This window comes from Flavobacterium chungangense LMG 26729 (genome assembly GCF_000735715.2).
In the GTDB taxonomy this organism is placed as follows: domain Bacteria; phylum Bacteroidota; class Bacteroidia; order Flavobacteriales; family Flavobacteriaceae; genus Flavobacterium; species Flavobacterium chungangense.
Genome location: NZ_JASY01000005.1, coordinates 98,348 through 116,710 on the forward strand (window position 1 = coordinate 98,348; position 18,363 = coordinate 116,710).

General features: G+C 34.8%; 16 protein-coding genes. 5 read left to right on the plus strand and 11 right to left on the minus strand.

Annotation, left to right across the window (positions count from 1 at the left end):
• Positions 1-106: 106 nt before the first annotated feature.
• On the plus strand, positions 107-508 hold the full coding sequence (locus JE46_RS11345; RefSeq protein ID WP_031455399.1) for a helix-turn-helix domain-containing protein: 402 nt from the start codon (positions 107-109) through the stop codon (positions 506-508).
• Positions 509-773: 265 nt separating this feature from the next.
• Complete coding sequence (locus tag JE46_RS11350; RefSeq protein ID WP_031455400.1) at positions 774-1,874, plus strand: site-specific DNA-methyltransferase; 1,101 nt, start codon at positions 774-776, stop codon at positions 1,872-1,874.
• Here the strand turns inward: JE46_RS11350 and JE46_RS11355 are convergent.
• The 5 genes from JE46_RS11355 to thrA form a co-directional block, all read right to left on the minus strand.
• Positions 1,871-2,851, minus strand: coding sequence for a BstXI family restriction endonuclease (locus tag JE46_RS11355; RefSeq protein WP_031455401.1), 981 nt, complete (start codon positions 2,849-2,851; stop codon positions 1,871-1,873). The two genes, JE46_RS11350 and JE46_RS11355, sit on opposite strands and share 4 nt — an antisense overlap.
• Positions 2,844-3,059, minus strand: a complete 216-nt coding sequence (locus tag JE46_RS11360) for a helix-turn-helix domain-containing protein (protein ID WP_031455402.1) — start codon at positions 3,057-3,059, stop codon at positions 2,844-2,846. The genes JE46_RS11355 and JE46_RS11360 overlap by 8 nt, the downstream gene beginning before the upstream one ends.
• Before the next feature lie 365 nt (positions 3,060-3,424).
• Positions 3,425-4,714: a threonine synthase gene (gene thrC / locus JE46_RS11365; RefSeq protein WP_031455403.1), complete on the minus strand. Its 1,290-nt coding sequence runs from the start codon at positions 4,712-4,714 to the stop codon at positions 3,425-3,427.
• Positions 4,715-5,154: 440 nt separating this feature from the next.
• Positions 5,155-6,078: a homoserine kinase gene (locus tag JE46_RS11370; RefSeq protein ID WP_031455404.1), complete on the minus strand. Its 924-nt coding sequence runs from the start codon at positions 6,076-6,078 to the stop codon at positions 5,155-5,157.
• 73 nt (positions 6,079-6,151) lie between these two features.
• On the minus strand, positions 6,152-8,599 hold the full coding sequence (gene thrA, locus JE46_RS11375) for a bifunctional aspartate kinase/homoserine dehydrogenase I (protein WP_031455405.1): 2,448 nt from the start codon (positions 8,597-8,599) through the stop codon (positions 6,152-6,154).
• Positions 8,600-9,146: 547 nt separating this feature from the next.
• On the opposite strand from thrA, the gene hutH reads away from it, so the two are divergent.
• From hutH to JE46_RS11390, 3 genes are read left to right on the plus strand one after another with little or no spacing between them, the layout of a single operon-like run.
• A complete protein-coding gene (hutH, locus tag JE46_RS11380) occupies positions 9,147-10,661 on the plus strand; it encodes a histidine ammonia-lyase (RefSeq protein WP_031455406.1) in 1,515 nt (504 codons plus the stop codon).
• A gap of 48 nt (positions 10,662-10,709) precedes the next feature.
• Complete coding sequence (locus JE46_RS11385; protein ID WP_031455407.1) at positions 10,710-11,354, plus strand: DUF47 domain-containing protein; 645 nt, start codon at positions 10,710-10,712, stop codon at positions 11,352-11,354.
• A gap of 29 nt (positions 11,355-11,383) precedes the next feature.
• Positions 11,384-12,715: an inorganic phosphate transporter gene (locus JE46_RS11390; RefSeq protein ID WP_031455408.1), complete on the plus strand. Its 1,332-nt coding sequence runs from the start codon at positions 11,384-11,386 to the stop codon at positions 12,713-12,715.
• A 114-nt stretch (positions 12,716-12,829) separates the two neighbouring features.
• Here the strand turns inward: JE46_RS11390 and JE46_RS11395 are convergent, their stop codons facing one another.
• The 6 genes from JE46_RS11395 to JE46_RS11420 all read right to left on the minus strand — a co-directional run bounded on the left by JE46_RS11395 (position 12,830) and on the right by JE46_RS11420 (position 18,320).
• Positions 12,830-13,579, minus strand: coding sequence for an acyl-[acyl-carrier-protein] thioesterase (locus JE46_RS11395; protein WP_031455409.1), 750 nt, complete (start codon positions 13,577-13,579; stop codon positions 12,830-12,832).
• Positions 13,580-13,658: 79 nt separating this feature from the next.
• Complete coding sequence (gene miaA / locus JE46_RS11400; protein ID WP_031455410.1) at positions 13,659-14,579, minus strand: tRNA (adenosine(37)-N6)-dimethylallyltransferase MiaA; 921 nt, start codon at positions 14,577-14,579, stop codon at positions 13,659-13,661.
• Between the two features lie 153 nt (positions 14,580-14,732).
• Positions 14,733-15,569, minus strand: a complete 837-nt coding sequence (locus JE46_RS11405; RefSeq protein ID WP_031455411.1) for an ion transporter — start codon at positions 15,567-15,569, stop codon at positions 14,733-14,735.
• Positions 15,570-15,599: 30 nt separating this feature from the next.
• On the minus strand, positions 15,600-16,961 hold the full coding sequence (locus JE46_RS11410) for an exonuclease domain-containing protein (protein WP_031455412.1): 1,362 nt from the start codon (positions 16,959-16,961) through the stop codon (positions 15,600-15,602).
• Positions 16,962-17,087: 126 nt separating this feature from the next.
• On the minus strand, positions 17,088-17,780 hold the full coding sequence (locus JE46_RS11415) for a YggS family pyridoxal phosphate-dependent enzyme (RefSeq protein ID WP_031455413.1): 693 nt from the start codon (positions 17,778-17,780) through the stop codon (positions 17,088-17,090).
• 114 nt (positions 17,781-17,894) lie between these two features.
• Positions 17,895-18,320 (minus strand): hypothetical protein, encoded by a 426-nt coding sequence (locus tag JE46_RS11420; protein WP_031455414.1) that lies wholly within the window; start codon positions 18,318-18,320, stop codon positions 17,895-17,897.
• Positions 18,321-18,363: the final 43 nt, after the last annotated feature.

An 18,363-nucleotide genomic window follows, 5' to 3' on the forward strand; every position in this document is an offset into this window, starting at 1 on the left:
GGATAAACAATAATTTATATAAAATACGAAAAGAGTATCTTACAAAAACAGCTTTGTTTTTTACCAAAATTAATTTTCGTTTAAGAATTTTAAATATCTTTGAATTATGAGTACAGCAACAAAACCAAAACATATCGGCAGAAACATAAGCCGTATCAGAGAGCTTAAAGATATGAAACAGGAAGCACTGGCGCAGGCTTTAGGAATAAGTCAGCAGGCAGTTTCTGCTATTGAAAACAGCGAAACTGTGGAAGAACAAAAACTAGTTGAAGTGGCAAAAGCTCTTGGAGTTTCTGTTGAAGCAATTAAAAACTTTTCGGAAGAAGCGGTTTTTAATTATTTTAATACTTTTAATGATACTGTTTCAAATAGTAGTTTTGGACAAGGAACATATAATAATGAATGTACTTTTAATCCTTTAGATAAAGTTGTTGAACTTTACGAACGTTTGGTTCAAGCTGAAAAAGATAAAGTTGAGTATTTGGAGAAGTTATTGAACGGGAAATAATTTTTTGAATATTAAAATAAAAAAAGAGATCTGTTAAGGTCTCTTTTTTTTGTTCTATTGCTAGCGGAGCGTCTTGCTCGTGCACGTTGCAAGGGGATAACAGCACTTCTTAAATACAAAAACATTTTTAAATTAAGCCTCATTCTCAAATCTCTTAGTAACGGTTGTTAGTGTACTTACGTTTATTTTTGTTAATAACGTCTTCAATTATTTTTTGTAAATTAGATTTTTTGTTATTAAGTTTGCATACTATAATTAGCTATTAATGTCGCATAAAGAATTACGTCATACACAGTTTTCATTGATTGAAAATAGTTTTAGAAATGAAGTTTGTTTTTCTACAGGAAAATCCATCGCTATTATGGGAGATTCTTTAGAAAAATTGAAATTAATTCCTGATTCGTCAATTTCTTTAATTCTTACTGATCCACCTTACCACAGTACAAAAAAAGATAATATTGCAAATGATAAAGCGTTTGGAACTGACGAAGAGTTTATAAGTTGGATGAAAGGTTATTTTATTCAATGGAAAAGAATTTTAAAGCCTAACGGTTCCATTTTCATGTATTGTTCTTCTGCAATGTCTGCAAAACTTGAAATAGCTATGTCTGAATATTTTAATATTCTTTCACATATAGTTTGGACCAAACCAAATGATCCAGGATTTGACGGATGGAAAGGAAAGATGAAAAAAGAAGCATTAAGACAATGGTATCCGCATTCGGAGAGAATTTTATTTGTTGAGCCTGCAATGGAAGGAAATTTAAAACGCTCATGGTTTGGAAATTTTTTAAAAGAGAAAAGAACTATTGCAGGCTTATCTGGTCATCAATTGACAGAAATTGTTGGAGCTTATGGAAAAGTGAATCATGGTGGAGCGGTTTCAAACTGGGAAACAGGAAGGAATATCCCAAGTCGAGAACAATATGATAAAATATGTGTGGCAATTTTGGAAACTGGAAAAGTTTCGGTTATGCCGGATTATGAGGATGTGATTAGAAAATTTGAAGTTTCAGCAGATATTCAATTTATGGATGTTTGGGATTTTAATTCTGTTCGACCATATAAAGGTAAACATCCAGCAGAAAAGCCTTTAGAAATGTTAGAACATTGTATAAATGCAACTACATTTGAAGATGATATTATTTTAGATTGTTTTGCTGGTTCTGGGAGTACATCAATTGCTTCTTTGAACTTAAACCGTTACTCAATAAGTATTGAGTTAGAAAAAGAATGGTATGAAACAATCATTAACAGAATTGAAAATTACAAGAGTTTACCTGCAACGGTAAATGATCAAAAAAACTCAATAATGAAGTCTACCAAATATATTGCCAATAAGGAACAGGTTAGCTTGTTTGGTTAAAATTCAATTCCTTCATTTAGGTTCTTGTCAACTATTATTTTCATCCATTTAAGAGTATCAATTATTCCAGAATCTTTGCAAACAACATTGCAATGATGATGACCCCAACCAAGGTTATAAGGTTTATGATTAAAAGCTCCAGTTCTTAATTCTTTGATATGGAATAAATTAATTTCGGTCACTGTTAAGTCTGGTACAATTCTTCCTTCTGCTTGGACTAATCTACTTAAAAAACCAATTCCTTTTAATTTTTCTAAACACAATGGACAAACAGTGTTTTCATTGTTATCAATCATTCGGTTTTCTTTAAGAAGTTTGTGTTCAGAAAGTTTTCTTTCTTTACAAACCTCTTCAATATATGATTTTCGCTCTTTAATTTGTTCGATTGACATTCCAGCTTCTAACGCAACCTTTTCCGAGTCGAAACATAGCCAAAAAAGATATTCAAGTTGGTCTTGACAATCTTTCATTACTTCTTTACTGGCGTACTCATAAACTCTAATTCCAGCACCTTTTAGTTTACTAATGTTAAATCCATAACTTATCTTTTCATCACCAGATGATGTAGTTGATGGAACTCTAGCAACAAAAACGCCACCAAGAGGTTCAGTTCTGTTTGTTGCAGGTTTTAGTTTTTTATTAATTGGGTTATATTCATTCCATTGTTGTCTCGTTTCGTAAAAAAGTATTGCATTTTTACCAAGCTCTAAACCTTTAGACATCATTTCAATTTCAAAGTTCTCTTTCCAAAAATAATCTACAGGATTTATTAGTACGATAAAACCATTTTCAAATTTCCCTTCATTATCAGGTGCTTGACTTGTCAAGTCGAAAAAATCATAAGGAATTAAAACGGTACTATTTCGATTTACTCTATTTTGAAAAATTACATCATCATCGGCACCTCTTGTCTGTCCAGTTTTGTATATTTTACTTTTTAAAAGTTTCGGTAAACTTGGAATTTTCTTTTTACTCATCAAATAACTCTTTTAAATCAACATTAAGTGCTTTTGCAATTTTATCAATGTTAATAAGAGTAATATTTTTTTCAGCTCTTTCTATCATTCCGATATAGGTTCTATGTAAATCAGCTTTAAAAGAAAGTTCTTCTTGAGAAAGATTTCTTTCTTTTCTGATTTCTCTAACACGCCGTCCAAATTTTGCAAGTATTTCTCTATTATCCATTGAGATTGTTTTCAATGTTCAAAGCTAATTATAGTATGCAAAATATGCTACATACTAAAGTTAGCATTTAGTATTGAGCGATATATTTAAAATTAAAATAAGTTCAGTTAATTTTTCTTTTTTGCACTTTCGCCGTAGTATGTTTGTTAGCTCATTTATAGACGAAACAAACTATCAAGTGTACATTTAAAATCGAATAGATAAGCGAAGAATTATTTTATTTTTCTTGCAATAATTTTTAAACTTGACATAGAATAATTATTTTTTGGTAGAAGAAAAACCTAAAGATGCCTCGGATAGCACTATTAATAAAAAAACGACTGAAATAAATCTCAGTCGTTTTGTATATGATATAAATAAATTTGTTACCCCAAGAACTCCTTCAACTCCTCATAAGTCCCAATCTTCACACTAACTTTTTCCTCATTAATTACACTCTCAATCTGAGCAGGAATAGGAAGTGTAATTCCTAGCGCCGGTTCAACAACATCTAGAAACTTAATTGGGTGAGCGGTTTCTAAGAAAATTCCAATGGCATTGGGGTGTTTTTCAAGCTCTTTTTTCAGACCTAAATAACCAACCGCGCCGTGCGGTTCTGCAATGTAACCGTCTGTGTTATAAATTTTCTTCATAGCATCAAGGGTTTGTTTATCTGTATAGCTATAAGAAGAAAAATCTTTTTCGAAAGCTTTCAGGTCATTATTGTATAATTCCTGAATCCTGATGAAGTTACTTGGGTTTCCAACATCCATTGCGTTAGAGATGGTTGCTTTAGAAGGTTTCGGGTCGTATTTTCCGTTTTCTAAGAATCTTGGTACGGTGTCGTTTACGTTTGTAGACGCTACAAAGTGTTCAATTGGCAAACCTAATTTCTTTGCCATAATTCCGGCACAGATATTTCCGAAGTTTCCGCTTGGGCAAGAGAAAACCAACGGTTTGTTTTGGCTTTTCAACGCTTTGTAAGCAAAGAAGAAATAAAACATCTGCGGCAGCCAGCGCGCAATATTAATTGAGTTTGCCGAAGTCAGGTTTTTATGCGCTAAAGTTTCATCTAAAAACGCTTTTTTTACCATATCCTGGCAATCATCAAAAACACCGTCAACTTCAAGTGCTTTAATGTTTTGCCCTAAAGTAGTCAATTGTTTTTCCTGAATGTCGCTCACTTTTCCTGACGGATATAAAATGACAACATCAACGCCGTCAACGCCTAAAAATCCGCTTGCCACTGCGCCTCCCGTATCTCCGGAAGTTGCCACTAAAACGGTGTTTTTAGCGTCTTTTTTGTCTTTGTTGAAATATCCCAAACAACGTGACATAAAACGCGCTCCAACGTCTTTAAAAGCCATTGTCGGACCGTGAAATAATTCTAACGAATAGATTCCGTTTTCGACTTTCACCACCGGAAAATCAAAAACTAAAGTATCAGCAATGATTTCTTTAAGTTTTGCTTCTGGTATTTCATCGCCAACGAATTGTTTAATCGCTTCAAAAGCAATTTCTTCGTGGCTTAAACTTTCGATTTTATCAAAAAAAGACGGATCTAAAGCAGTAATATTTTCCGGGAAATATAATCCTTTGTCACTCGCTAATCCTTGTATCACCGCTTCCTGAAAAGAAACTTTTGGGGCATTATGGTTTAAACTGTAGTATTTCATTTTTATTTTAGATTTTTAGACTTTAGATTTTTAGATTTTTAGAAAGTAAATTCCAATACTAAAATTCTAAATTCCAATAAATTATGTTTTACTATTTTAATCGCTTTTTTGTCATTTCGACGGAGGAGAAATCTTCGCAAGTAACTCCGCAACGAAAGTCCAATCTTTGTCGGGCTTCTTGGGGAGATTTCTCGTTCCTCGAAATGACAAACTGTATGGTTATGCTTTGCGTCTGTACTTTGTCGAGCTTCTAGCGGAGATTTGCTTCGCCTATTCGCTATCGCTCGGGTCTCCTTCGTCGAAATGACAAACTGAACGGTTATGTTTTGTGTCTGTACTTCGCGTAGGCTTCAACTTCGCTCAGCCTGACAAACGCCTCGTATAAATCTTAATACGTAATTCTTCGTACTTAATACATTTCACAATTCACATCTCATATTTTACAAAACGCGTACTCCGTCCGGGTTAATTTTCGAAACATGAATCTCATAAGGTAAATTCATTTTTTCGTAAACCTCGCTCATGGCTTTTGCTATTTGGTCGGCAGTTTCTTTTCCTCTGCTTAAAGCAAAAATCGACGGACCGGAACCTGAAATTCCCGAACCTAAAGCACCGTTTTCGTAAGCGGTTTGTTTGATCTGGTCAAATCCCGGGATTAAAACACTTCTTAGAGGTTCTACGATTTCGTCATGAAGCGATCTTCCAATCAATTCGTAATCTTTGGTGTAAAGACCTGCAACCAATCCGCCCACATTTCCCCATTGCATGATCGCACTTTTTAGGGAAACGTTTTGTTTTAAAACCGAACGGGCATCCGATGTTTTTAATTCGATTTGCGGATGAACCACTGTTGCGTATAATTCTTCCGGGCTGTCAATTCTGATAATATCAAGCGGAGCATAACTTCTTACCAAAGTAAATCCACCAAGAAGGGCAGGAGCAACGTTATCAGCATGTGCGTTTCCGCTGGCTAATTTCTCGCCCTGCATCGCAAACTGAACCAAATCTTTACGGGAATATGGTCTTCCTAATAATTCATTAATTCCGAAAACCGCTCCCGCAGAACTTGCAGCACTGCTTCCGATTCCGCTTCCGGCTTTGATGTTTTTATAAATTTCGATTTCAAATCCAAAATCCAATTCGTCCAAAGTAGCTAACATCGCCAAAGCCGCCACACCCGAAACGTTTTTCTCGGTTTCAAGAGGCAAATCGGCACCCACAATTTTAGTAATCCGAACGCCTTTCTGATCTGATTTTCGAACGATCATTTCATCGCCCGCATTGTCTAAGCAAAGTCCAAGAACGTCAAATCCGCACGATAGATTTGCGATAGTAGCCGGGCAAAATAGTTTAATCTGAGTCATAAATTATGTTGTTGGTTGTTGGTTTTTAGTTGATGGTTTGTCTATCAACCATCAACTAAAAACGATCAACTAATTATATGTTTCCAATTCTAATTACATCCGCAAAAATTCCTGAAGCGGTTACGGCAGCACCGGCACCTGCTCCTTTGATCAATAAAGGCTGGTCTACGTAACGATCGGTGTAGAAAAGCACGATATTGTCTTTTCCTTCCAAATTATAGAAAGGATGATCTTTTGGAATGAACTGAAGACCAACACTTGCTTTTCCGTTTTCGAATTGCGCTACGTATTTTAGTCTTGAATCTTTTGCTAAAGCTTCTTTGTAAATGTTTTCAAAATGAGAAGCGTGTTTGATTAACGATGCAAAGAAATCTTCGTTGTTTGTTGTTGCTAAGCATTCAGCTGGTAAAAACGATTCATTTGCAATAGCGTCAATATCCATTTCGTAACCGCTTTCACGAATTAAAATCAGGATTTTACGCGCTACGTCGATTCCGCTTAAGTCGATTTTAGGATCCGGTTCTGTGAATCCCTGAACTCCGGCTTCTTTCACCACATCATGGAAAGAATTATTCTCATCAAAATTGTTGAAAATAAAGTTTAAACTTCCAGATAAAACCGCTTGGATTTTATGCACTTTATCACCTGAAGCGATCAAGTTTTTTACAGTATCGATAATCGGTAATCCCGCACCAACATTCGTTTCAAATAAAAACGGAGCGTTATACTGGCGAGATAAACTTTTCAGTTTTTTATAATTGTCGTAAGCAGATGAACAGGCAATTTTGTTACAGGTTACAACGGCAATGCTTTCTTTTAAGAATTTCTCATACATTTCAGAAACGCTTGCATTTGCTGTAATATCTACGAAAATGCTGTTTCTTAAATTCAGTTCTTTGGCACGTGCGATGAATTCTGTCGGAATAGCAGCTTCTCCTTTATCCAAAGTCGACTGCCAGTCTTTTAGAGAAATTCCGTCCTCATCAAAAATCATTTTTCTGGAGTTCGACAAAGCAATTACACGAACATTGATTTTTAGAACCTCTTTTAAGAATTTCTTTTGAGAGTGAATCTGCTCGATGAATTTCTCACCCACATTTCCAACACCCATTACGAATAAATTCAGCTGTTTGGTGTTTTCTTCAAAGAAGTTTTCGTGTAAGGTGTTCAGTGCTTTCTTAACATCTCTTTCGTTGATTACTGCTGAAATATTTCTTTCAGAAGCTCCCTGAGCAATCGCACGGATGTTTACGTTATTTTTTCCTAAAGTACTGAACATTCTTCCGCTCAGACCCTGATGATTTTTCATGTTTTCACCTACCAAAGCAATAATGCAAAGGTCTTTTTCGACAATGCAAGGGTCGATTTTGTTTTGTAAAATCTCAACGTCAAAAGCTTTGTTGATCGCTTCTTCGGCATTTTCAGCATCCGAATTCAGGATTCCGATACAAATTGAATGCTCAGAAGAGGCCTGAGTAATAAATATAACGTTGATTTTTTCGTGTGACAATACTTCAAACAAACGTTTTGATGAACCTGAAACCCCAATCATTCCCGGGCCTTCAAGCGTCAGTAGCGAAATATGGTCAATATGGCTGATTCCTTTTACAGGAGTAGTTTGTTCTGAAATCTGATTAGAAATCAGAGTACCTTCTGCTTCCGGTTCAAATGTATTTTTGATTAAAATTGGAATGTTTTTTCTTAAAACCGGCTGAATCGTTGGCGGATATAATACTTTGGCACCAAAATGAGACAATTCCATCGCTTCCTGATACGAAATATTTGCAATTGGCTGTGCCTGTTTTACAATTTTTGGGTTTGCTGTAAACATTCCGTTTACATCGGTCCAGATTTCAAGCTGTTCAGCATTGATTGCTCCGGCAATGATAGCAGCAGTATAATCAGAACCTCCACGTCCTAAAGTTGATGTGATGCCATCAAGAGTCTGAGCAATAAAGCCAGGCAAAATAGTAATTCGGGATTGATTCTCTGCAAAATATTCCTGAATCAAAACATTTGAAACTTCAAAATTTACAACCGCTTTGCTAAAGTCATTATTCGTTTTGATTAATTCACGGCTGTCTTTATAAACTGCATCTTTGCTAATTTGCTGATAGGCCTGAGCAATAATATATGAAGAAAGTAATTCGCCAAAACTCAAAATAGTGTCTGCAGTTCTTGGGGATAATTCGCCCAAAAGGAAACAGCCATCCAGTAAAGTTTCTAAATGATTGATGATTCTTTTTACGTGGCTCAGCAAACTGCTTTGTTCGCTTACCGGAATCAGTTCTTTTAAAGTATCTAAGTGTTTTTTCTCGATTTCAGCAACGATATCCCTGAAGGTTTCATCATTTTCAGCTGCTTTTGCTGCTGCCAGATGTAGCAAATCGGTTACTTTGCTTAATGCCGAAACAACAACAACGAGTTTGTCCTTTTCGGCTTTTTGTTTAACAATTTCGAGAACGAGTTTTATATTTTGTGCATTGGCAACCGAAGTTCCGCCAAATTTTAATACTTTCATTTTGATGTTTTTTTCTTTTATGCAAATATTTTTATGTATCCAAAGTCTTTCTTCTTTCAGGAAAAAAGTATAGATAAACAGGATTATATGTAAAAATGTATACCCCTAAGGGGTTGTAGTTGTTGTAGTAGAAATTGTGGTAACAGCAATTGCAACTTCTGATTGAGTTGTCATTGTAGATTGATATTTTGTGCTGCTACTTTTCATTTTTGATTTTTCAAAAGTACAGTTTTTTATAAAAGTTAAAAAGCTAAATTGTTTTTTTGCGAATATTTTAATAAAACAAATGATAAAAAATCAATATTGAGTATTTGTTAAAATTACAAGCTTTAAGTTGGGTTTTTGATATATTTAAGATTAAAATTCATCTGATCAAAGAATTTGTTTTTAACTGGATTTGTACTAAAAGCGGTATTTGTATTTCTAAGTTAGGATTGTGAAATAAATAATTTTAAAAATCACTTGATTAGAAATTTTAATTATTGTGATAAATTGTTGCTTTTTAATGTTGATTTGTTGAATTTTGACGTTTTAATTTGAAACCATCATGAGGGAAATCCATTATATTAGTACTGAAACCATAACTTTAGAGACATTGCAGGAAATTTTAAGTCACGATAAGGCATTAGAATTATCTGAAGAAGCTAAAGTAAATGTGCAGAAATGCCGTGATTACCTGGATAAAAAAATGGCTTCACATTCTGAACCTATTTACGGCATCAATACAGGATTTGGATCACTTTACAGTGTAAAAATTTCGAATGAAAACTTGTCAAAACTTCAGGAAAACCTTGTAAAATCACATGCTTGCGGAACCGGAGAAGAAGTGCCGGCTGAAATTGTAAAATTGATGCTGCTTCTTAAAATTCAGTCCCTGAGCTACGGGCATTCGGGAATTCAGTTACAGACCGTAAACCGTCTGGTCGATTTTTATAATAATGACATTCTTCCTGTAATATATACGCAGGGGTCACTTGGTGCATCAGGGGATTTAGCGCCTTTGGCTCATTTATCTTTACCTTTGATAGGAGAAGGAGAAGTCTATTTTAAAGGCGAAAGAAAAGTTTCTGCCGAAGTTTTAAAACATTTCAACTGGGAACCGATTGTTTTGCAGTCAAAAGAAGGGTTGGCTTTATTGAATGGAACACAGTTTATGGGGGCTTACGGAGTTCATATTTTGATTAAAGCCTATAAATATTCGTATTTAGCAGATTTGATTGGAACGATTTCTCTGGAAGCTTTTGATGGAAGGATAGAACCTTTTAATGAACTGATACATTTTATACGTCCTCATAAAGGGCAGATTGTAACGGCACAGCGAATTAATGAATTTTTAGAAGGAAGCGAAATTATTGTACAGCAAAAAAAGCATGTTCAGGATCCGTATTCTTTCCGTTGTATGCCTCAGGTTCACGGAGCGTCAAAAGATGCGATTGATTATGTTCGAAAAGTATTCAAGACCGAAATTAATTCAGTTACCGATAATCCTAATATCTTTATTGAGTCAGATCAGATTATTTCAGGTGGAAATTTTCACGGACAGCCTTTGGCATTGGCATTGGATTTTATGGCAATTGCTTTAGCAGAATTGGGAAGCATTTCTGAAAGAAGAACGTATCAGTTAATTTCGGGTTTACGCAATCTTCCGGCATTTCTGGTGGATAACCCGGGACTGAATTCAGGATTTATGATTCCGCAATATACAGCGGCAAGTATTGCCAGTCAGAACAAACAGCTGGCAACACCTTCAAGTGTTGATAGTATTGTTTCGAGCAACGGGCAGGAAGATCATGTAAGTATGGGAGCAAACGGAGCAACAAAGGCGTTAAAAGTTATGGACAACTTAGAGCGTATCCTGGCAATTGAATTATTAAATGCTTCGCAGGCTATAGCATACAGAGAACCATTAAAATCAAGCGATTTTATAGAAATGTTCTTAAACAGTTACAGAGAAATTGTGCCTCTGGTTAAGGAAGACCGAATCTTACATTATGATATTGAGAAGACCATTTTGTTCCTGAGTAGTTTTCAAATTGAAAACGATTTGTTAACAATGGCTTAACATTGTAAAACAATATTGAAGTAATTTTGCACTATCAAAAATATAAAAATGTCAATAAACAGTATTTTCCAATTTTTAGTGCCGAAAGACAAAAAATTCTTTCCACTTTTTGAAGAAGCTTCAAGCAATTTAATTGAATTAGCTTCTAACTTACACGAAGCTGTAAATCTTCCATTGAAAGAAAGAGAAGTTCTTTTTCAAAAAATTGATGAATTAGAGCAAAAAGGAGAAGACATTACACGTCAAACAAACTTGGAACTGAGCAGAAACTTCATCACTCCGTTTGACAGAGAAGATATTCATACCTTAATTACTTCAATTGATAACGTTGCGGATTACCTGCACGGTGCATCAAGCCGAATGAAATTGTATCAGGTTGATAAGATTACAAAATCGATCAGAAAAATGACAGAAATTAACCTTGAAGCTTGTCAGAATATTGACAGTGCGGTAAAAGAGTTGAGAAATTTAAAGAATTTTAAAGTCATTAAAGATGCTTGTGCCAGAATCAATAAACTGGAAAACAAGTCTGATAATGTATATAACAAAGCAGTTTTTGAAATTTTTGAAAACGAAACAGACGCTAAAAATATCATTAAATATAAAGAAGTGTTATCTGTTTTAGAATCAGCAACAGACAAATGTAAGAGTGTTGCCAACATACTGGAATCTATTTCTGTAAAACATTCTTAATTCAATTTTTCATTCTGAAGTTATAATTTATGACGCTACTTATAATTATTATAGTATTAGCTTTAATTTTTGATTACATCAACGGTTTTCATGATGCGGCAAATGCTATAGCGACTGTTGTTGCAACAAAGGTTTTGACGCCTTTTCAGGCCGTTCTTTGGGCAGCATTTTTTAACTTTCTGGCGTACTGGGTTTTCGGATTTGGAGTTGCAGATACTGTTGCCAAAACAGCGCACACAATGGAAATTAACCTGGTAGTTATTTTAGCAGGAGTTATTGCGGCAATCTGTTGGAACTTATTGACCTGGTGGTTAGGAATTCCTTCCAGTTCTTCTCATACTTTGATTGGAGGTTTTGCAGGAGCAGCTATAGCGCATGCAATTGCAGTTCACGGTTTTTCAGGTTATCCCGGAGAAGACGGAACAACACATTACTGGTACGAAATCGTAAGCTGGTATAAGGCAGGAAAGGATGGCGGAATGCCTTCGGGTGTTATCATTATTATTGCTTTTATTGTATTAGCACCTTTATTAGGAGCGTTAGCCTCTTATTTAATATCAATTTGGTTGTTAAATGCTTCCCGTAAAAATATTGGTCCTAAAATATTTACTATAGCTTTAATGATTGCAACAGTTTGGCTTGTCAGTAATCTGATGGTTCCTTATTCAGAAATTGAAAAACCTCGTTTCGATTCACATTTTTGGAGCGTAGCTTTTGATCCGCATAATATTAAATGGTTTTTAGTTGCTTTTATTATCTTAACGGTAAGTGCTTTTTGTTTAATATTTAGCAGTTTAAATTTGCATCAGGCTGATGCAGCTTTGAAAAAAATGCAATTACTTTCTTCAGCGGCATTCAGTTTAGGTCACGGAGGAAACGATTCTCAAAAAGTTATGGGTATTATTGCAGCTGCTGTTGCAGTTTATATTAACACAAATCCGGGAGTTCACATGGATTCATGGTTAGATGTTGTTTTGCCTAATGATGACAAGGGAATAAAAGGAGTAATGCCAGGCTGGATTCCGCTGGCGTGTTATTCTGCAATTGCTGCAGGAACTTTGAGCGGTGGCTGGAAAATTGTAAAAACGATGGGATCTAAAATTACAAAAGTAAGTTCGTTTGAAGGTGTTGCTGCTGAAACCGCAGGTGCTTTGACGCTTTACTTTACAGAACATTTAAAAATTCCGGTAAGTACAACGCATACCATTACAGGATCAATCATCGGGGTTGGATTAACGAAACGTGTATCTGCTGTTAGATGGGGAGTAACCGTAAGTCTGATCTGGGCATGGGTATTAACGATTCCTATTTCAGCTTTATTGGCAGGATTGGTTTACTTTGTTCTGAGTGTTTTTATCTAAATGGGTAAAATGATTTTTGTAAAATGTGAGATGTAAATTACATTTAATAATATAAAAAAAGCTGGTTTCTTAATTGAAACCAGCTTTTTGTTTTTTTGTGGATGTTAAAAAGGCTTATTTTTTCCAGTTTAGCTGTAAGGCATAACAGGTTTTTTCTCCTTTGGTGATGCTAAAAGTAGTAGCGGAATTATCTTCGGTATCACTTTCATGAATTATTACGGTGTCTTTTAACGAAAGTTCTTTCATGAAATTCATTTCGAAACTTTGTACTTGTTGTTTCAGAATTCGTTTTGGTTCAACATGATCCAGACACCATTCCAGATATTTTACGTTATTAACGTGGTTTACAATATCCAGATCTGATAAGTAAACTGTTTTTTCGAATACAGCTTCTTTTTCATAATTGATATTGATTTTTGAAAAGCCTTCTATTGTGGCTCTTTTATCGGGAAATAACTCAAAATGTTCATAGGGTAATGCCAAAGCTTCCGGACGACGTAGTTGTGTGTTAAAAACCGCCCAATACGTTTCGCAGCCTACAATCTTTTTTCCATTTACATACATTTCCAGTGCACGTACAGATCGTGAATTTTCAAGGCTGTTGATCCAGGTGGTTACGGTTACAGTATCTCCTGATTTAGGCAAATCTGTAATCTCAACGCGCATTCGGCTTAAAACCCATGCCTGGTGAAATTCCTGCATGTCATAAAAACTGATGCCTCCAATTTCAGAATGTGCTGCTGCAGTGAGTTGTAAAATATTGCAGAGATCTGTATATTTTAGAAACCCGCTGGGTGTACATTGTGTGAAATTGATTTCCCAGTCTTTGCTTAGAATGGATGTGAAGTTTGGTGATATTGGCATTAATTTAGACTCTTAGATTGTTGGACTTCTTAGATTTTAGATTTTTCGAAAATAGAATAAAGAGTAATGAAAAAAGATTTTATTTTACAATTTCGTCAATATAATCTATAATTTTTTTTCTCTCTGCAGCGTAATCAAACCATCTGGTGTTTTCATTTCGTTTGAACCACGTTAATTGTCTTTTGGAAAATCTTCGGGTATTTTTTTTGATTTCCTCTATAGCGAAAGGCAAAGTAAATTCTCCGTCAAAATAACTGAATAATTCTCTATAACCGACGGTTTGAAGCGCATTTAACGCTTTATTAGGATATAATGCTCTGGCTTCTTCAAGTAAACCTTCGTTTATCATAATGTCGACACGTTGGTTGATTCGACTATAAATTACTTCTCTAGCGGCTTCTAAACCAATTAAGATGGGAGTGAAGTTTCTGTTGTTTTTCTTTTGATTCAAAAACGATGAATAGGGTTTTCCTGTTCCGATGCAGACTTCTGTAAAGCGCATCATTCGCTGCGGATTTTGAAGGGTCTGCGGATTTTCTAAAGTAATTTTTTGAAAGTAATCCGGGTCGAGATGTTGCAATTGCTGCTGTAAATATTCAATTCCGAGTTTTTCGTAGTTTGAATTGACTTCTGAGCGTACTTCGGGGTTGATTTCAGGGAATTCGTCAAAACCTTTCAATATGGCATCAACATACAATCCGGAGCCGCCAATCAGAATCGCGAAATCATTATTTTGAAACAATTCTTCGATTTTTGCTAAAGCTTCTTTTTCGTAATCGCCAACAGTATAGTTTTCGAAAATAGATTTATTCTGAATGAAATGATGTGTTGCTGATTGTAATTCATCCTGATTTGGAACGGCTGTACCGATGCTCATTTCTTTAAAAAACTGACGGCTGTCACAGGATATTATTTCGCAATTAAAATGTTTTGCCAATGCTATGCTTAAGGCTGTTTTGCCTATGGCTGTTGGTCCGACAATGGTAATTAGGTATTTCATATGTTTTTTAGCCCGGATGGAAATGGAAACCCCGGACTTATATTTGTTAGTTTTTGTGGCCTAAAAGAAGCGACTTTAGAAGCTGCTTTTATGACTTAAAAAACAACAAAGATAAGGAGGAGTTGCAATGTACAGCCGGAATAGCTTCATAAATTAATGATGTAATTCGGTTCCGCACTCGTGACAGAATTTAGCATTGTCAAAATGAAGCTGTGAACCGCAGATCTGACAAGAGGTTTTTGTAGAGACGGTATTGTTTCTGAGACTTTTTTTAGCAAATTCGGCTGTTACGATTCCGGTTGGAACTGCTATGATTCCGTAACCTAAAATCATGACCAGCGCCGCTATAAACTGTCCTAATGGAGTTTGAGGAGAAATATCTCCGTAACCAACGGTTGTCAGTGTTACAATTGTCCAGTAGATCCCCATTGGAATACTCGTAAACCCGGAATCTTTTCCTTCGACAAGATACATTATGGTACCAATTATTACTGTGCTGATAAGGACAAAATAGATAAAAACCAGAATCTTTTCCTTGCTGGCGTCAATCGCTTCTTTCAACTGAAATGACTGATGTGAAATTTGAGGGAGCTGGAGAATTTTGAATAATCGAAGGAAGCGTAAAGCTCTTACGATTGATAAAATGCTTGCACCGGGGAAAAATATCGATAAATACATAGGTAAAACAGCGAGTAAATCGATGATTCCGTAGAAACTGAAAATGTATTTGATGGGTTTTTGAATGGAAATGATTCTTAGAGCATATTCAATTGTGAAAAAGATGGTGATTATCCATTCGCAGATCCATAATTGGTAATGATATTTGGAACTGATGCCCTGAACTGTGTCGAGCATTATTAGCAGAACGCTCAATAAAATCAAACCTAAAAGAACTAAATCGAACATTCTTCCTAAAATGGTATTAGTACCATACAGAATGATTTTGACTTTTTCCCTGAAGATTTCGTATTGTGATTTTTTGTTTTTCATATCCTTAAAGATAATGAAAGTTTTGTTTTACTAAAAATGAAGTATTTTCAACGATTTGCTTTTTCGGATGTATTGCTGAATAATGTTTTTTACGTCGCGATTGTGCTGCATAGGAATCAGAATTTTGTTCAGGATTTCGATATTGGTAATCTGATAATTCAAATCGTAATAAGCGTAGCCTTTATAGATTCCGTTTTCGATTAAAACAGCACTTCTTTCGTTTACATTTCGGCCTCTGTCCAGTAAAATCATGCTTTTGTTTTCAAAACTATTTTCAGAAATAAACTGCTGAACCCTTAAATTGTAAATTTCAGGAGTGATTTCGCCAATACAGGCACCATCACATTCTTTGATTTTGTATTGAAAACATTCTTTCTTGGTCTGATATAAACCGGTCAGTTTTTGGCACAAATGATATTTCGCGGTGAACTTGAAAAGTGCATTTTTACCTTCCTGCAAAGAAGCAAATGATGTGATTTCTTTTTTGCGTCCGTCGGCTTTTCCGAGGTTTATATTCAGATAGCCGTTTGAATCTTTTTCCACATAAATGGCGAATGGAAAAAAACTCTTTTTTTGTGAGCGGTTGTGTCTTGGGCGGTTTATTTTTACTTCTTCACTTTCTTTCAGTAAAGCAATTAATTCGCTTCCTGTTTCCTCATAGGTGATAGTAAAAACTTCGGCCTGTATTCTTTTGCTCTTTGTGGTAATTCCTGTAAAATGCTGATTGACTCTTTTTCGGATATTGAGACTCTTACCGATATAAATTAAATGTCCACCTTCGTTATGAATGTAATAAACGCCTGTTTTTGAAGGCATCTGGTTTACCAAATCCTGAAGTTTTGGTGAAATTCCTTTTTCAATTTCAAATTTTACAAAATCTTTGAGGATAGTTTTTTCCAGATCTTTTTCCAGTAATATTTTGAATAATTTGGTCGTGGCAATAGCATCTCCGCTTGCACGATGTCTGTCGGCTATTGGAATTCCGAGAGAACGGACTAATTTTCCTAAACTGTAAGAAGGCTGTTCCGGAATTAATTTTTTAGCAAGTTCAACGGTACAAAGTGTTTTTGATTCGAAATTATAACCTAAACGTCTGAATTCGGTACGCAGGATTCTATAGTCAAAAGAGGCGTTGTGTGCTACAATAATACAATCAGAAGTAATTTCGATGATTCGTTTCGCGACTTCAAAAAATTTAGGAGCAGAACTCAGCATAGCATTATTGATTCCGGTTAATTTAGCCACAAAAGGCTGAATCGGAATTTCGGGATTAACAAGGCTGATGAATTGATCAACGACTTCATGGCCATCAAATTTATAGATGGCGATTTCGGTAATTCCCTCTTCATTGAATTGGCCTCCGGTGGTTTCTATGTCTAGTATTGCGTACAAATTAAGTTTTTGGTTGTCAGTTTATTGTTTATAGTTTGTTGTTTGTTGTTCATGATTGTTAGTTTACAGTTTTTTAAGTTATAGGTAAATCAACCAAAAACCAAAAACCATCAACCAAAAACTCTTCTATCTTCCTCCAAAAATGCTACTGCCAATTCTAACCATTGTGCTTCCACATTCTATAGCAAGTTGGTAATCGCCTGACATTCCCATTGAAATCGTTGAAAAATGTGTTGCTGTTGAAATACATTGCTGTGTGTCCCGGCATTGTGCATCTTTGTTTTGAAGCGAATCAAAAATCGATTTTAAATGAAGGAATTCTTTTTTGATTTGGTTTTGATTTTCTGTAAAAGTTGCCATTCCCATCAATCCTAAGATACGAATGTTTTTCATCTCTTTAAATTCAGAAGAAGACAATAAGGCGGTCAGTTCTTTTTTGTCAAGACCAAATTTTGTTTCTTCTTCGGCAATATATATTTGAAGCAGGCAATCAATTATTCGATTGTTTTTTAAAGCTTGTTTGTTGATTTCCTGCAATAATTTTAAGCTGTCAACACCATGAATCAGACTTACAAATGGCGCCATAAATTTGACTTTATTCGACTGAACATGACCAATCATATGCCATTGAATGTCTTTTGGCATTTGCTCGTATTTATCGGCCATTTCCTGAATTTTATTTTCTCCAAAAATACGCTGGCCGGATTCGTAAGCCTGCATCAAATCTGAAACAGGTTTTGTTTTTGAAACCGCAACCAGAGTCACGTGCTCAGGAAGGGTTGACTTTATTTCTAGCAGATTTTGCTTTATTGAATTCATTTTCGATTATAAATCTTAATTAGTTCATTATTTTTTTCATTTACAAAACTTTTAATGTCCATTAAAAATATGTTTTTTAAAACTTTTGCATCATTTAATTCAGAAAGGCTAAGGTTAAGTTTCTGAAATATCTTCTTTATTATTTTCAGTTCTGATTACTTTAATTTTTACATAAAAAAGCGAGGTTTTAAAATAGTAAAACTCACCGTAAATATTTTCTGAATATGAATTTTCATAATGAATAGCCTGGTGATAATCTCCTTTTATTAAATCGCTATATTTATCAAAATCATATTTCCTTTTTTCAATCTTTGATAATTTATCATAGTTTTCTTCATTAAAATGATTTACATAAAGTTTATATGAGAATCCTCCGCTTCCATTTAGAATCTTTGTTTGATTCCTTTTGATTTTACTTTCAATTGATGTGCTTATTCTCCCTTCTGAAATGATATCTCTACCATTTTTTTTACAAATGCTATCAATTTCATTTGTTGTAAATTTTTTAATTGAATCTATTTTACGTTTTGAGAAAAACAAACCATTGTTGTAAAATGAACGATAAATAAAAATAGATTTTTCA

Excerpts from the sequence above, each read along its gene's own strand:
- JE46_RS11360 (WP_031455402.1), bottom strand. The coding sequence starts at position 3,059 with ATGGATAATAGAGAAATACTTGCAAAATTTGGACGGCGTGTTAGAGAA.
- JE46_RS11395 (WP_031455409.1), bottom strand. The coding sequence starts at position 13,579 with ATGCCAATATCACCAAACTTCACATCCATTCTAAGCAAAGACTGGGAA.
- JE46_RS11405 (WP_031455411.1), bottom strand. The coding sequence starts at position 15,569 with ATGAAAAACAAAAAATCACAATACGAAATCTTCAGGGAAAAAGTCAAA.
- thrA (WP_031455405.1), bottom strand. The coding sequence starts at position 8,599 with ATGAAAGTATTAAAATTTGGCGGAACTTCGGTTGCCAATGCACAAAAT.
- JE46_RS11390 (WP_031455408.1), top strand. The coding sequence starts at position 11,384 with ATGACGCTACTTATAATTATTATAGTATTAGCTTTAATTTTTGATTAC.
- JE46_RS11355 (WP_031455401.1), bottom strand. The coding sequence starts at position 2,851 with ATGAGTAAAAAGAAAATTCCAAGTTTACCGAAACTTTTAAAAAGTAAA.
- JE46_RS11415 (WP_031455413.1), bottom strand. The coding sequence starts at position 17,780 with ATGAATTCAATAAAGCAAAATCTGCTAGAAATAAAGTCAACCCTTCCT.
- hutH (WP_031455406.1), top strand. The coding sequence starts at position 9,147 with ATGAGGGAAATCCATTATATTAGTACTGAAACCATAACTTTAGAGACA.
- miaA (WP_031455410.1), bottom strand. The coding sequence starts at position 14,579 with ATGAAATACCTAATTACCATTGTCGGACCAACAGCCATAGGCAAAACA.
- JE46_RS11385 (WP_031455407.1), top strand. The coding sequence starts at position 10,710 with ATGTCAATAAACAGTATTTTCCAATTTTTAGTGCCGAAAGACAAAAAA.
- thrC (WP_031455403.1), bottom strand. The coding sequence starts at position 4,714 with ATGAAATACTACAGTTTAAACCATAATGCCCCAAAAGTTTCTTTTCAG.
- JE46_RS11370 (WP_031455404.1), bottom strand. The coding sequence starts at position 6,078 with ATGACTCAGATTAAACTATTTTGCCCGGCTACTATCGCAAATCTATCG.
- JE46_RS11350 (WP_031455400.1), top strand. The coding sequence starts at position 774 with ATGTCGCATAAAGAATTACGTCATACACAGTTTTCATTGATTGAAAAT.
- JE46_RS11345 (WP_031455399.1), top strand. The coding sequence starts at position 107 with ATGAGTACAGCAACAAAACCAAAACATATCGGCAGAAACATAAGCCGT.